General features: G+C 39.7%; 12 protein-coding genes and 1 pseudogene. 7 read left to right on the top strand and 6 right to left on the bottom strand.

Annotated elements, in window-relative coordinates:
- Nucleotides 1-224 precede the first annotated feature (224 nt).
- The 4 genes from QM956_RS07600 to QM956_RS07585 all read left to right on the top strand — a co-directional run bounded on the left by QM956_RS07600 (nucleotide 225) and on the right by QM956_RS07585 (nucleotide 3370).
- Nucleotides 225-914: a CPBP family intramembrane glutamic endopeptidase gene (locus QM956_RS07600; RefSeq protein WP_004254912.1), complete on the top strand. Its 690-nt coding sequence runs from the start codon at nucleotides 225-227 to the stop codon at nucleotides 912-914.
- A 59-nt stretch (nucleotides 915-973) separates the two neighbouring features.
- Nucleotides 974-1270 carry a bacteriocin immunity protein gene (locus QM956_RS07595; protein ID WP_414302389.1) on the top strand — a complete coding sequence of 99 codons (297 nt, stop codon included), beginning with the start codon at nucleotides 974-976 and terminating at the stop codon, nucleotides 1268-1270.
- Nucleotides 1271-1401: 131 nt separating this feature from the next.
- On the top strand, nucleotides 1402-2388 hold the full coding sequence (trhO, locus tag QM956_RS07590) for an oxygen-dependent tRNA uridine(34) hydroxylase TrhO (RefSeq protein ID WP_001030020.1): 987 nt from the start codon (nucleotides 1402-1404) through the stop codon (nucleotides 2386-2388).
- 121 nt (nucleotides 2389-2509) lie between these two features.
- Nucleotides 2510-3370 carry a DUF4299 family protein gene (locus QM956_RS07585; RefSeq protein WP_414302388.1) on the top strand — a complete coding sequence of 287 codons (861 nt, stop codon included), beginning with the start codon at nucleotides 2510-2512 and terminating at the stop codon, nucleotides 3368-3370.
- Between the two features lie 223 nt (nucleotides 3371-3593).
- On the opposite strand, the gene QM956_RS07580 is transcribed toward QM956_RS07585, so the two are convergent.
- From QM956_RS07580 to QM956_RS07555, 6 genes are all read right to left on the bottom strand, one after another.
- The gene (locus QM956_RS07580) at nucleotides 3594-4658 is read right to left on the bottom strand and encodes a DUF6574 domain-containing protein (protein ID WP_414302387.1); all 1065 of its coding nucleotides are present in this window, start codon (nucleotides 4656-4658) and stop codon (nucleotides 3594-3596) included.
- Between the two features lie 62 nt (nucleotides 4659-4720).
- On the bottom strand, nucleotides 4721-5632 hold the full coding sequence (locus QM956_RS07575) for a DUF4097 domain-containing protein (RefSeq protein WP_414302386.1): 912 nt from the start codon (nucleotides 5630-5632) through the stop codon (nucleotides 4721-4723).
- On the bottom strand, nucleotides 5625-6218 hold the full coding sequence (locus QM956_RS07570) for a DUF1700 domain-containing protein (RefSeq protein WP_247932259.1): 594 nt from the start codon (nucleotides 6216-6218) through the stop codon (nucleotides 5625-5627). The genes QM956_RS07575 and QM956_RS07570 overlap by 8 nt, the downstream gene beginning before the upstream one ends.
- Nucleotides 6205-6531 carry a PadR family transcriptional regulator gene (locus tag QM956_RS07565; RefSeq protein WP_000273858.1) on the bottom strand — a complete coding sequence of 109 codons (327 nt, stop codon included), beginning with the start codon at nucleotides 6529-6531 and terminating at the stop codon, nucleotides 6205-6207. Before QM956_RS07565 ends, QM956_RS07570 begins: the two co-directional genes overlap by 14 nt.
- Nucleotides 6532-6689: 158 nt before the next feature.
- Entirely contained in the window at nucleotides 6690-9035 is a 2346-nt protein-coding gene (locus QM956_RS07560; protein WP_414301407.1) for a sbcc family protein, read from the bottom strand.
- A gap of 203 nt (nucleotides 9036-9238) precedes the next feature.
- Complete coding sequence (locus tag QM956_RS07555; RefSeq protein WP_414302385.1) at nucleotides 9239-10405, bottom strand: CynX/NimT family MFS transporter; 1167 nt, start codon at nucleotides 10403-10405, stop codon at nucleotides 9239-9241.
- Nucleotides 10406-10559: 154 nt separating this feature from the next.
- On the opposite strand from QM956_RS07555, the gene QM956_RS07550 reads away from it, so the two are divergent.
- The 3 genes and pseudogenes from QM956_RS07550 to QM956_RS07540 form a co-directional block, all read left to right on the top strand.
- Nucleotides 10560-11390: a glycosyltransferase gene (locus QM956_RS07550; protein WP_414302384.1), complete on the top strand. Its 831-nt coding sequence runs from the start codon at nucleotides 10560-10562 to the stop codon at nucleotides 11388-11390.
- An 85-nt stretch (nucleotides 11391-11475) separates the two neighbouring features.
- Nucleotides 11476-13326 carry a polysaccharide biosynthesis protein gene (locus tag QM956_RS07545; RefSeq protein WP_414302383.1) on the top strand — a complete coding sequence of 617 codons (1851 nt, stop codon included), beginning with the start codon at nucleotides 11476-11478 and terminating at the stop codon, nucleotides 13324-13326.
- Between the two features lie 76 nt (nucleotides 13327-13402).
- Nucleotides 13403-13473: pseudogene (locus QM956_RS07540) on the top strand (transposase); the annotation flags it as partial.

The raw sequence follows: 13473 nt of genomic DNA, 5'->3' as shown, positions 1-13473 counted from the left end.
ATTTCGTGTATTCATTCCTAATTCCTAAAAACTGTATCACTGTTTTCCTCAGGATTATCTGGGGGAGGCAGTGATTTTTTGAAACACGAGCATAGATATATATGTTTTTCTTGTCGCTATTTAACCATTCAGGAAATCTCAAGTACTATTTAGGATTTGGAGTAAGGATTTAGGAAAATATAGCTTATATTAGAGATGTCTCGAGTTTACAAAGGAGAGTTCATATGAAGAAGTATCAACTTTTATTCAAAATAAGTGCAGTTTTCTCTTACTTATTTTTCGTATTTGGTCTTTCTCAGCTGACGCTTATTGTTCAAAATTATTGGCAATTTTCTTCCCAGATTGGCAATTTCGTCTGGATTCAAAATCTCTTGAGTTTGCTATTTAGTGGAGTCATGATTTGGATTCTGGTTAAGACAGGGCACGGCTATCTTTTTCGCATTCCGAGAAAAAAATGGCTTTGGTATTCGATTTTGACAGTACTAGTTGTAGTGCTCCAGATCTCTTTTAACGTTCAGACAGCTAAACATGTTCAGTCAACTGCTGAAGGTTGGGCTGTATTGATCGGTTATAGTGGGACCAACTTTGCTGAGCTAGGTATCTATATAACTTTGTTCTTTCTGACTCCACTTATGGAAGAGCTAATCTATAGAGGATTACTGCAACACGCCTTTTTTAAGCATTCGAGATTTGGCCTTGATTTGCTTCTTCCGTCAATTTTATTTGCTCTTCCTCATTTTTCAAGCCTGCCTAGTTTGTTAGATATCTTCGTCTTTGCAACATCTGGCATCATCTTTGCTAGTTTGACCCGCTATACCAAGAGCATTTATCCATCCTATGCGGTGCATGTGATCAATAATATTTTCGCAACATTACCATTTTTGCTGACTTTTTTACATAGGGTGTTTGGGTAAAATACTAGCATGAGAGCTAGGAATGATAGTTTTTCAAATATTTCAGGAGGAAAATGAGTATGACACCATTAAAATGGTTTGCCGGAGGAAGCGAAAGACGTAGTGAAGCCATGACGGTCGTTGATTATCTATTGGAAGATATAAAGGCTGCGCCTCAACTTGCTCCCCTGAAAAATCAGTTAGTGATTTATAAAAGAAGATTAAAGAACGATGGGACTTCTACTCCATTTATTTTGAGTCAAATGAACGTTGACCTTGCGCGCGTATTGATTGATAACAAGCTAAGTTTGTCAGAAAGTCAAGCTAGGCAGATCAAAAAATTGAGAGAACTATCTGCAATTCGCTATGGTTACTGATGAAGTGCAGGGATAAGCATCTTTCTACAATTTCCAGTCAAATAAATTGCATTCGTTTTCTCAAGCAGGTATACTAGTATAGTTAGATGAAAAATTCTGAAAATTTAAGAATAGAAAAGAGAACAAATCTTATGGCAAAAGATATTCGTGTCTTACTTTACTACCTTTACACTCCAATTGAAAATGCAGAGCAATTTGCTGCAGACCACTTGGCTTTCTGTAAATCAATTGGCCTTAAAGGTCGTATCCTAGTCGCTGACGAGGGAATTAACGGAACAGTTTCAGGTGATTATGAAACAACTCAAAAATACATGGACTACGTTCACAGCCTCCCAGGTATGGAAGACCTCTGGTTCAAGATTGACGAAGAAAGTGAACAAGCCTTCAAGAAGATGTTTGTTCGCTACAAGAAAGAGATTGTCCACCTTGGTTTGGAAGACAACGACTTTGACAACGACATCAACCCACTTGAAACAACAGGTGCTTACTTGTCTCCAAAAGAGTTCAAAGAAGCTCTTCTTGACGAAGATACCGTTGTCCTTGACACACGTAACGATTATGAGTACGACCTAGGACACTTCCGTGGAGCTATCCGCCCAGACATCCGCAACTTCCGTGAGTTGCCACAATGGGTCCGTGACAACAAGGAAAAATTCATGGACAAACGTGTCGTGGTTTACTGTACAGGTGGCGTTCGCTGTGAGAAATTCTCAGGCTGGATGGTCCGTGAAGGCTACAAAGATGTCGGCCAATTGCACGGAGGAATCGCAACTTACGGTAAAGACCCAGAAGTCCAAGGTGAACTTTGGGATGGGAAAATGTACGTCTTTGACGAGCGTATTGCCGTAGATGTTAACCATGTCAACCCAACTATCGTAGGGAAAGACTGGTTTGATGGAACACCATGTGAACGTTATGTCAACTGTGGAAATCCCTTCTGTAACCGTCGTATCTTGACATCAGAAGAAAATGAAGACAAGTACCTTCGTGGATGCTCACACGAGTGCCGTGTTCACCCACGTAACCGCTATGTTTCAGAACATGAATTGACACAAGCTGAAGTTGTCGAGCGCCTAGCCGCTATTGGTGAAAGTTTGGATCAAGCAGCTACAGTATAAGATTAAACAGTCCTTAGGGGCTGTTTTTCTATGCTTTTTACTCAAAAATCTAAAGTTTGTTTCTGTATCTTTCAGGAAAATAGGGTATACTATATGTAAACGATTTCAAAGGAGTCCAGTTATGACGAAAACATTTTTTATTCCAAATAAACAGAGCATTTTAGGAGAACAAGAGATTTTGACTGCCAAGTCGATCTTGGCCTTGGTAGATGGTTTGGAGTCACATAGCTATGATGCTGTCTATCTCCGTCAGCCTCTTAATCGTCTCGAGTATATTGAGTGTGCGATAGTGGGGCAATCACAATTTCTCTTTAAAGTTAGTTATGCTGATGGTCAAAAGGCTTACCGTGTCGATCTTCCTGACCTACTAACGAAGACAGACTGGCAGATTATCAAAGCATTTTTAGAAGCCCTACTTGCTTATACAGGAACTGAGATTGAAGGACTAGATGGTTTTGATTTTGAAGCTTATTTCCAAGCAAGTATTCAAGCCCATCTGGCAGATAATGCAGCCCGTTTTACGATTTGCCAAGGAATTTTTAATCCTGTTTTCTTTAGTCATGAGGACTTGAAAAGCTTTTTAGGGGAAGATGGCTTGGCTCAGTTTGAAGCGCGTGTACGTGCAGTTCAAGAGACAGATGCTTACTTTGCAAGAGTTTCCTTCTATCAGGATGGAGAAGACCAAGTGCACGGTGTCTACCATCTGGCTCAAGGGGTCAAGACCGTTTTACCGAGAGAACCATTTGTTCCTGCTGCCTACATTGAGCAATTGGTGGATAAGGAAGTGCAGTGGGAGATTGACTTGGTTCAAATCACAGGAGATGGCTCTAAACCAGAAGACTATGAAGCCATTGCCCGCTTGGACTATGCAAAATTCCTAGAGTCATTACCATCAGCATCTTACCACCAACTAGATGCCAATCAATTAGAAGTGCAACCCATCCTAGGACAAGATTTTAAAATATTAGCACAAGAAAAGTAAAGCAGAAGCAGGTCAATCGACTTGCTTTTTTGGCATAGAAAAATCCTGCCATGAAAGACAGGATTGCTACTCAATGAAAATCAAAGAGCAAACTAGGAAGCTAGCCGCAGGCTGCTCAAAACACTGTTTTGAGGTTGTAGATGAAACTGACGAAGTCAGTAACCATACATACGGTAAGGCGAGGCTGACGTGGTTTGAATTTGATTTTCGAAGAGTATGAAGTTTAAAGAAAGGCCAAGATACGAAGATAATCTCCAATCAGTGCCACTTCAGCTACAAAGAAGAGGAGGATAATGACTCCGTTCACAAGGACAGACAAGAATAACTGATAAAAGGAGTCGGTTTCACTTGATTGACTTGGTCTTGTAATGATATGGAGACTGGCAAGCAGAATGATTCCAATGCTAATCACACACAAAAGGGCTGTAAATCGTAGGCTGTCAAAGAAGGCAAAGAAACTAGCAATAGTAGTGAGGAAGATTGGAATTGCTAATAGTTGACTATATTGTTGGAGAACCTTTTCTAGCGTCCAGTCCTTTTCTTGGTAGATAAATCGTCTCACGACGAAACTACCCAAGAGGAATGAAAAGAAGAAGAGTGTTGTTGCTACTAGGATAGAGATAATCGAAAAGAGATTTAATGAAGCAAATTGTTCAGGGAAGTGATTATGCATAGTTGCTATATGTCCATAGTAAGCATGTTTGATGTGGTAGATACTAAAGAAAAAGGAAGATGCAGAAAACAGAATGAGCAAAAGAAAGGCTGTGTAACTGTGTGTGCTACTTGTTTCAAGACTGCTTGTAGGAGATTTGATTGCTTCCACTAGCCAAGACCAAAAATCAAGCGCTTGCTCTTTCCATCTATCCGTAGATTTTGGAGCTTGGTCGGGGATATAGGGACTTTCTAAGGATTGACTGATAAGAAGGGGCTCTTTCGTGGTTGGTTTTTGCTGAGGAAGTGCTTCTTGACTCTCTTCAGCTATAGTGACTTTTTCTGTTTCTTTAGAAAGATCTTGCTCTTCTTCAGTAGAATCTAATGCTTTCTTTTCTTCTATTTCTGTTCTCGATTCACTGTCTTCAGGCGTTTCAATTGTCTCTTTTTGCTGGCTTTCCAGTTCGACCTCAGCTTGAGAGACTTCCTCCTCTACTTGAGTATTTTTTTCAATTGGCGTATCGAGATCGGCTATCGTTTCTTCAGCCTTGTCTGCAACATCTTGGGCCTGTTCATCAGGTTTGTTCTTGCTTGTTGTTTTTACAAAATCATTACTTTCAAACCATTCTTGTTTCATGGTAGAACCTCCTTTTTAGTTAGATAAATATGCTTCCATAGTAGCAGATGTAAGCGCTTTTGTCAACGTCTGTTTGGTATGGATATTAGTTCAATATCATTATCAGCTCTAGCAATGAGTTGATCCTTGGCTTCGGTTTTTTCAGATTTGTAAGGGTTGCTTAATTCCGTACCTCTTGATTTAGGCTCTTCTCTTGTGAATTGGAAGATAGAACCATAGTTACTTGAGATGTCCCAGTTAATTCGTTGGCTTTCTTTTTGCGTCAGAGTGATTGAGAGATGGTCTTTAGAAGTTAATTCTACCTTGCCGTGAACTTGGATATTCTCAGCGTGGAAGTGATTCTTTGTTGACTCTAGCTGACTATCTGTAAGGTCTGTATCAAAGATATTGACGATATTAGGGGTTGTGAGTTTACTGTTTTTGATACGACTTCCTTCAATTCGGAGGAGATAGCTGTTTGTATTGAGGGTCGCATTTTCAAGGCTAGCATTTATGATGGTGGTTTGTCTGCGATTGGCTGAGATGTTGATTCCTTTTAGGCTTCTTCCTTTTGGCAATTGGAGAATAACTTCATCAAAACGACTAGAGTAGCTACTTGCGATATGGAGAATCCCGCCAATTCCAGAAGAGAGAAATGGAGTTTCAGACAGTTTCTTATCAGTGAGGCTTAGAGTTTTGTCGTTTTGATTTGTGACAAGATCATGGTGAGCAGAAAGAGATGGATGATAAGAAATGTGGATTTGATCATCGAAAGAGTCTGTGATGGTCAGTGCGTGTTGGTGGAGCGTGATATCTAGGTTTTCGACTTCCTTGCCAAAGGTCAGCTCTTCCATACGACTATCATAGACAGGCTCCTTAGACATGGCAAGCAGACTCTTGATCCCGTCAGATTGGATGCCTACAAAGAGCAGGATAAAGCCGATAACGGTAGTCACCACACCAAAAATGAGAAATCCTTTTGTCCATTTACGCATGCTGGTCACCTCTCTTTCCTTTTTTGAGAACAAATTGCACCAGGCGAACAATGAGTATACCGAAGAAGCGAGCTACATAGGAAATGCCTAGTAAGACCAGAGACGAAGCACCGATGGCCAGTAAACCAGAACCGAAAATCAAGATAAAGGCTGATTTAGCTTGGGCTAAGACAGTAAAACTTTCAACTAAAAATAGGAATCCGCCGATGATACCTAGTATGGAAACTGCAAAGAAAGCCAGAATGACAGTCAAAGCAGCCACAAGGATTCCGAACAGAGCCACGAGGATGGCGATTCCCAGAGGAATGCCGATGGGTGCTGCAAGGAGAGCTAACAAGGCGATATGCAAAATTTGTCGGTTATTCTTTTGAGCGGGTGCTTCATTGATTTTTTTATCGAGAAGATTGGAGAGAACTTCGTGGGCCGCTTCTTTGGGAGTTCCCAAGCTAGCGATGAGTTCTTCTTCTCCTTCGACTCCAGCATCGTCAAAGAGTTCCCTGAAATAGTCCATGGCTTCAATTTGGTCAGCCTGAGGCAGTTTTTTGAGATAGAGTTCTAGCTGAGTCAGGTATTCAGTTCTTGTCATGGCGGATACTCCCTTCTATGATGCCATTGATGGTGTCTGTATAAAGTGCCCATTCATCTTTTAGGGTCACGAGCTGTTCTATACCACCATTTGTCAAGGAGTAGTATTTGCGCATGCGACCTTGGAACTCTCTAGAATAGGTTGTCAGAAAGCTATTGCCCTCCAATTTTTTGAGAATGGGATAGAGTGTAGATTCTTTGATATTAGCGATCAGCTTAATGGTTTGGCTAATCTCATAACCATAAGAATCATCCTGCTCCAGTACAGCCAAGATGAGAAATTCAATCAAGGCAGAGGATGTTGGAAAGTACATGGGGAACCTCCTTTTCTAATGTGTAAGATTTTTATATATAATTTTTCTACACATACATTGTACATCTAAAAGAAAGCCCTGTCAAGAGAAATGTGTAAAATTTTTATATATAAAAAACTTCTAGGAAAAACTAGAAGTTTAAAGGATTTTATCCGTCTTTATCTAAATTTTATCGTAGATTTTTTATAATCAATATTTTCATCCAATAGTTTTAGTAAAGGAGTTACATACTCAGGATTCGGAAACTTGGGACCGAAAATGACTTCACCGATTTGAATTGAATTTTTTCGTTCTATATAAAGTTTACCTACTCCAGAGGATTTGTCAATTTTGATTTCCTTATTACTTGGGTCTAGATTAGCATAGCGTAAGATACGAAGTTCGTTTTCATATTTGTAATCGACAGATTTAAATAAGTAGCGAATTTCTTCGATACATTCAGAGATGGCATCTTGATAATTCTTCTCCGTGATTTTTGAACCGATATCTAGTTTTTCTTTTAAACTATTCAACAATTTTTCTAATTCTTCTATTTCCGACTTCTCAAATAGTTCAGTTCGTTCTAGTTTTAAATTTTCCTCTGTATGCTTAACATAGGCAATTCGGTAGAGATAATCACTATTCCCTTTTGAATCACTATCTTTTTCTACAGAATTCGGTTCAGTTCCCTCATCATTAACAGTATCGACCGAATTTTCACTTTCACTCCGAAAGATAGATTTTTCAAAACCACTATTTAATTCAGATTTCAGTAAATACATCTTATCAGAGAATTCTAAAAAGTTTTTTTCTTGACGCCAAGAAACATCATTGAAGGAAGTAAATCTAGAAAAATCATCTTCTCGAAGTACCAGACAAACACCTTTAGCATCATCACCATACTGGGACCACATGGCCAAATCATCCGTTTTGTTTGTAAAACTCATTAAAAACCATGAGCTTGGTTCCAAAACATCTCGTCTATCTAAGCCCAATATCTGTTCTATGACGATTCCTTCTTCAGGATCATTCATATAATTAGCATTATATAAGCGAGTTTTTCCAGATACTGAAAAATCCTTCTTATCATTCCCCTCTTGATTTAACATAATTTGGAGAGTGCTTCCCTTGGTGTAGTGGCCGAATTTAAGCATCTGATTTTTATCTTCGTCTTTTAGTCCCAGTTGATACTTAATTTTTTGAACAAGTTGATAAATTGATAGCAAGTTCTTTATTTCACTCGAGTTTTCTTTATAACGCTCTGCCCATGTTTGTAAAATAGCATATTTAGTATTCTTTAAAAGACCTTCTTTTAGAATAAAATTGAATAGCTTGTACTCCTCTCTATAACAAACATTATCATCACGAAAAAATAGATCATCAAAATTTTGTAACATAAATTTTGAGAACTGTTCATAGAGTTTTTTAATTATTTTTGTTGTTTGAAGACGTTCATCTAACTCCGTTTGATGATTAAATAAGCTTGCTAATAGTATACTATATATAAAAGCAATTTCTTCGGATTTTGGAAATTTTTGCTGCAATTTTTCTAATTTCTCGACAGTATCCTCGATTTTCTTTAACTCGGTCTGCTTGATTAATAAAACAAACGAAAATCTAGCATACTGCAAAGCTATGACAGGTGACTCAAGAAATTTTTGCTGCAATTCCTGTAATTTCTCAGCAGTAGTCTCCAGTTCGTTCAATACGGTCTGCTCGAACGATAAAAGGAGCAAAGTCCTAGCAAATGCTCCTGCTATATCATGCGATTCAGGGAATTTTTGCTGCAATTTCTCTAATTTTTCAGCAGTAGTCTCTAGTTCCTTCAACACAGTCTGCTTGATTGATAAAAGGAGCAAAGTCTTAGCAAATGCTTCTGCTATATCATGCGATTCAGGGAATTTTTGCTGCAATTTCTCTAATTTTTCAGCAGTAAACTCTAGTTCCTTCAACACAGTCTGCTTGATTGATAAAAGGAGCAAAGTCTTAGCAAATGCTTCTGCTATATCATGCGATTCAGGAAATTTTTGCTGTAATCCTTGTAATTTCTCGACAGTAGCTTCGAGTTCTTTTAATACAGTCTGCTTGTCTGATAAAATGAACAAAAACCTAGCATAGTGCAAAGCTATATCATTCGATTTAGGGAATTTTTGCTGCAATTTCTCTAATTTTTCAGCAGTAGTCTCTAGTTCCCTCAATACAGTCTGCTCGAATGATAAAAGGAGCAAAGTCCCAGCTAATGCTTCCGCTATATCATTCGATTCAGGGAATTTTTGTTGCAATTTCTCTAATTTTTTAGCAGTAGTCTCCAGTTCCTTCAACACAATCTGTTTGGTTGATAAATAAAACAAAGTCTTAGCATACCGCACCGCAATGTCTTCTGATTCAGGGTATTGCTCGTAAATTATTCTTGCTTTTTCTGCTAGAGCTTCACAGGCAGTCTTATCTGTATCCTTTGCCGATAAGTCAAAGAGCTTATCTAACTCTGTTAAACTTTGCTCCAAATTGTATTTTTGTTCATCCATTCTACGTACCTCGTTTAAAATAGTAGCTATATTAGAAACTAATTTATTTTTAGTATGACAATTAGTGTCTATACATTTTATTATATCAAAAATGTCATCTTTCTACTAACAGATGGATAGTACTTTTTGTTGGTATAAGCACCAAAAAAGCCAGACTCTGTCTAGCTTTGCATTATTTATAGTTGTGATAGTTTTTAGAAAAATTAAAAGATTTTATCGGCTCTGTCGACTGTAAAGAGGGCCACAGTCATCAGGATATCGACGAGTAAGAGGGCAGCTACAGCTGGTACCCAAGAGTGGAAAAGGTCAAAACTGTAACCAAAGAGGGTTGGTCCAAAGGCTGCTAGGATATAGCCTCCTGTTTGAGATAGACCGGACAATTGGGCCGTCTTTTCAGGAGCGCTTGTCTTGAGTGAAAAATTGACCATGAGATAAGGGAAGAGGGCACTGGTTGCGGTTCCGATGAGGAGATGGATGGCAAGCCAGTAAAAGAAATTACCGATTGGGAAAAAGAGCATGGAAATACCGACCACACCAGCTAGTGAAACCAGAGTGAGCATGAGCTGACGGTTACGAGTTGACAAGCTGGTTGTCAGGCTTGGGATGGTCATTGAAAAAGGAATGCTAATCAGGGAGAAGATAGAGGTCAGCAAGCCAGCTTCGTGACTGGATAGGCCTGCATGGATGGCCATGGTAGGTAGCCAGGTCATAGCGGTGTAAAAGAGCAAGGATTGAAAACCTGCAAAGACAATCACTGCCCAGACCTGTTTATTACGCATGACCTTTGCTTTGCTTTTTTGTTTGGTTTGTGGAGCTAGTCTGTGATTATAGCGGTGATTTGGGAGCCAGACCAAAAAAGTTGCTAGACAGAGCAGGGTGAGGAGGATGATAAGTCCTTTCCAAGAACTGGCTTGTGTAATGGGCACAGCTAGATAGGAAGCCAGAGCCGTCGCAACCCCCATAGAAGTTACATATAAGGTGGTCAGATAACCAATTTTCTTTGGTTGATTAGCTTGGATAAGACTAGGAAGCAGAACATTGATGACTGCGATACTTGCCCCAACCATCAAGGTTCCTAGATAGAGCAGGGGCAGATTGATTAGTCGAATGAGAGAACCGATGGTCAAGAAGAAAAGGCCATAGGTAAAGAGATGCTCCAAGCCAATTTTCTGAGCTAGTCGGGTAGAAAATAGCGAGAAGAGGGTAAACATGAGGAGAGGAAGGCTGGTCAGGACACCAAGTGAACTAACTTCGACTCCCAGCCCTTGCGAAATATCTCCCAAAATAATGGGTAAAACAGTAAAAGGAGTCCGCAAGGAAACACCAATCAGGATAATACCTGGAACAAAAAAGAGTGATTGCTTTTTCATATAATACCTCTTCTAGCTGATTTTAATAACAGCTTATTTTAAGGCTTTTTCCCTATAATGTCAAGTAAGGTTTTGGGCTTTCAAGATAAAAATGGGAAAGTCTTGAAAATTATGATAAAATAGTGGAAGGAAATCTATACATTGGAGAAAAACTGTGTCTGAAAAGCAAAAAATCAGCGTATTGATGTCGGTCTATATCAAGGAAAATCCGACATTTTTAAAGGATGCTATTGAGAGTGTTCAAAATCAGACCCTGAAACCGAGCGAATTGGTTCTGGTTGAGGATGGGCCTTTGACACCTGAGCTCTATCAGGTATTAGACCAGCTTGAAGCTGGGTCTGATATTCCAGTGAAACGCTATCCTCTTGAGCAGAATCAAGGTTTGGGTCTGGCTCTTCGACAGGGTGTTTTGCAGTGTCAGTATGATATTATTGCCCGTATGGATACGGATGATATAGCAGTTCCAGATCGTTTTGAGAAACAGGTTCAGCTAATGGAGAAGGACAAGCTCGACCTATTAGGTGGACATATTGCAGAATTTATTGACAATCCTGATGAGATCGTTTCTTACCGTCGTGTTCCAACCCAGCATGCAGATATTGTAGCTTATCAAAGGATGAGAAGTGCCTTTAACCACATGACTGTCATGTTCAAGAAGGACATGGTTCTCAAGGCAGGCAACTATGAGGATGGCCTTTATATGGAGGATGACCTCCTCTGGCTCAACATGATTGCTGCAGGAGCCAAGACTGGAAATCTGGATCAAATCTTGTGTAAGGTTCGTGTTGGAGCAGGGATGTTTGAGCGTCGTGGGGGACTGCGTTACCTTAAACTCTATCGTCAGGCTCGTCAGCGCATGCTGAAGAGAGGGCAAATTTCTTACATGGAGTATGCCAAGAGTGTTGCCATTCAGATGGTTGTTGCTCTTTGTCCAGGATTTGTCCGACAGTTTATTTTTATGAAACTGTTACGAAAAAGCAATTAAAAGATTGTAGCAAATCGTAAACTGGATAAAAAGTGTTATAATAACAATATAAATATCCAGCTCTTTTAAGGAGGAGTAGATTGACATGAATAAAAAACTAACAGATTATGTGATTGATCTGGTGGAAATTTTAAATAAACAACAAAAGCAGGTTTTCTGGGGAATATTTGATATTTTCAGTATGGTGGTTTCCATCATTGTATCTTATATCTTATTCTACGGCTTGATTAATCCAGCACCTGTTGACTACATTATCTATACGAGTTTGGCCTTCCTGTTCTATCAATTGATGATTGGATTTTGGGGGCTGAACGCTAGTATTAGTCGTTACAGCAAAATTACGGATTTTATGAAAATCTTTTTTGGTGTGACTGCTAGCAGCGTTTTGTCATATAGTATCTGCTATGCCTTCTTGCCACTCTTTTCAATTCGCTTTATCGTGCTCTTTATCTTGTTGAGTACCTTCTTGATTTTATTGCCACGGATTACTTGGCAGTTAATCTACTCTAAACGCAAAAAAGGCAGTGGTGATGGAGAACACCGTCGTACCTTCTTGATTGGTGCTGGCGATGGTGGAGCTCTCTTTATGAACAGCTATCAACACCCAACCAGTGATTTGGAACTTGTTGGTATTTTGGATAATGATGAAAAGAAAAAAGGTCAAAAACTCGGTGGTATCCCTGTTTTGGGCTCTTATGATAATCTGCCTGAATTAGCCAAACGCCATCAAATCGAGCGTGTTATCGTTGCGATTCCGTCGCTTGATCCGTCAGAGTATGAACGTATTCTGCAAATGTGTAATAAACTGGGTGTCAAATGTTACAAGATGCCTAAGGTTGAAACAGTTGTTCAAGGACTTCACCAAGCGGGTGGAGGCTTCCAGAAGATTGATATCACAGACCTTTTGGGCCGTCAGGAAATTCGTCTTGACGAATCGCGTCTGGGCGCAGAACTTACTGGAAAGACAATTTTAGTCACAGGTGCTGGTGGTTCAATCGGTTCTGAAATCTGTCGCCAAGTTAGCCGCTTCAATCCTGAACGCATCGTCTTGCTCGGTCATGGGGAAAATTCAATCTACCTTGTTTATCATGAATTGATTCGTAAGTTCCAAGGGATTGATTATGTACCAGTGATTGCGGACATTCAAGACTACGACCGTCTGTTGCAAGTCTTTGAGCAGTACAAGCCTGCTATCGTTTATCATGCGGCTGCCCACAAGCATGTTCCTATGATGGAGCGCAATCCAAAAGAAGCCTTCAAAAACAATATTCGTGGAACCTACAATGTGGCTAGAGCTGTTGATGAAGCCAAGGTGCCTAAGATGGTTATGATTTCGACGGATAAGGCGGTCAATCCACCCAATGTTATGGGAGCGACCAAGCGCGTAGCTGAGTTGATTGTCACTGGCTTTAACCAACGTAGCCAATCAACCTATTGTGCGGTTCGTTTTGGGAATGTTCTTGGTAGTCGTGGTAGTGTCATTCCAGTCTTTGAACGTCAGATTGCTGAAGGTGGTCCTGTAACAGTGACAGACTTCCGTATGACCCGTTACTTTATGACTATTCCAGAAGCTAGCCGTCTGGTTATCCATGCTGGTGCTTATGCCAAGGATGGAGAAGTCTTTATCCTTGATATGGGCAAACCAGTCAAGATTTATGATTTAGCCAAGAAAATGGTTCTTCTCAGTGGACATACCGAAAGTGAAATTCCAATCGTTGAAGTTGGAATCCGTCCAGGTGAAAAACTCTATGAGGAACTCTTGGTGTCAACTGAATTGGTTGATAATCAGGTTATGGATAAGATTTTCGTTGGTAAGGTTAATGTCATGCCTCTAGAAGCCATCGATAAAAAGATTGAAGAGTTCCGCACTCTCAGTGGAGATGAGTTGAAGCAAGCCATTATCGCCTTTGCCAATCAAACAACCCACGTTGAATAAAAAAGAAAAACGCATCATATTGAACTGCACCCCAAAAGTTAGACAGAAAAAATCTAACTTTTGGGGTGTTTTTATTATGAAATTAACTTATGATGATAAAGTTCAGATCTATGAACTTAGAAAACAAGGCTATAGCTTAGAGAAGCT

It is taken from the genome of Streptococcus mitis (assembly GCF_047460035.1).
Taxonomy (GTDB): Bacteria; Bacillota; Bacilli; order Lactobacillales; family Streptococcaceae; genus Streptococcus; species Streptococcus mitis_DW.
Note: the sequence above shows the minus strand (reverse complement) of the source record. Positions and strands in the feature narration are given on the sequence as shown.

What these genes read in the sequence shown, in the direction of transcription:
- QM956_RS07600 (WP_004254912.1), top strand. Translation starts at nt 225, where the DNA reads ATGAAGAAGTATCAACTTTTATTCAAAATAAGTGCAGTTTTCTCTTAC.
- QM956_RS07595 (WP_414302389.1), top strand. Translation starts at nt 974, where the DNA reads ATGACACCATTAAAATGGTTTGCCGGAGGAAGCGAAAGACGTAGTGAA.
- trhO (WP_001030020.1), top strand. Translation starts at nt 1,402, where the DNA reads ATGGCAAAAGATATTCGTGTCTTACTTTACTACCTTTACACTCCAATT.
- QM956_RS07585 (WP_414302388.1), top strand. Translation starts at nt 2,510, where the DNA reads ATGACGAAAACATTTTTTATTCCAAATAAACAGAGCATTTTAGGAGAA.
- QM956_RS07580 (WP_414302387.1), bottom strand. Translation starts at nt 4,658, where the DNA reads ATGAAACAAGAATGGTTTGAAAGTAATGATTTTGTAAAAACAACAAGC.
- QM956_RS07575 (WP_414302386.1), bottom strand. Translation starts at nt 5,632, where the DNA reads ATGCGTAAATGGACAAAAGGATTTCTCATTTTTGGTGTGGTGACTACC.
- QM956_RS07570 (WP_247932259.1), bottom strand. Translation starts at nt 6,218, where the DNA reads ATGACAAGAACTGAATACCTGACTCAGCTAGAACTCTATCTCAAAAAA.
- QM956_RS07565 (WP_000273858.1), bottom strand. Translation starts at nt 6,531, where the DNA reads ATGTACTTTCCAACATCCTCTGCCTTGATTGAATTTCTCATCTTGGCT.
- QM956_RS07560 (WP_414301407.1), bottom strand. Translation starts at nt 9,035, where the DNA reads ATGGATGAACAAAAATACAATTTGGAGCAAAGTTTAACAGAGTTAGAT.
- QM956_RS07555 (WP_414302385.1), bottom strand. Translation starts at nt 10,405, where the DNA reads ATGAAAAAGCAATCACTCTTTTTTGTTCCAGGTATTATCCTGATTGGT.
- QM956_RS07545 (WP_414302383.1), top strand. Translation starts at nt 11,476, where the DNA reads ATGAATAAAAAACTAACAGATTATGTGATTGATCTGGTGGAAATTTTA.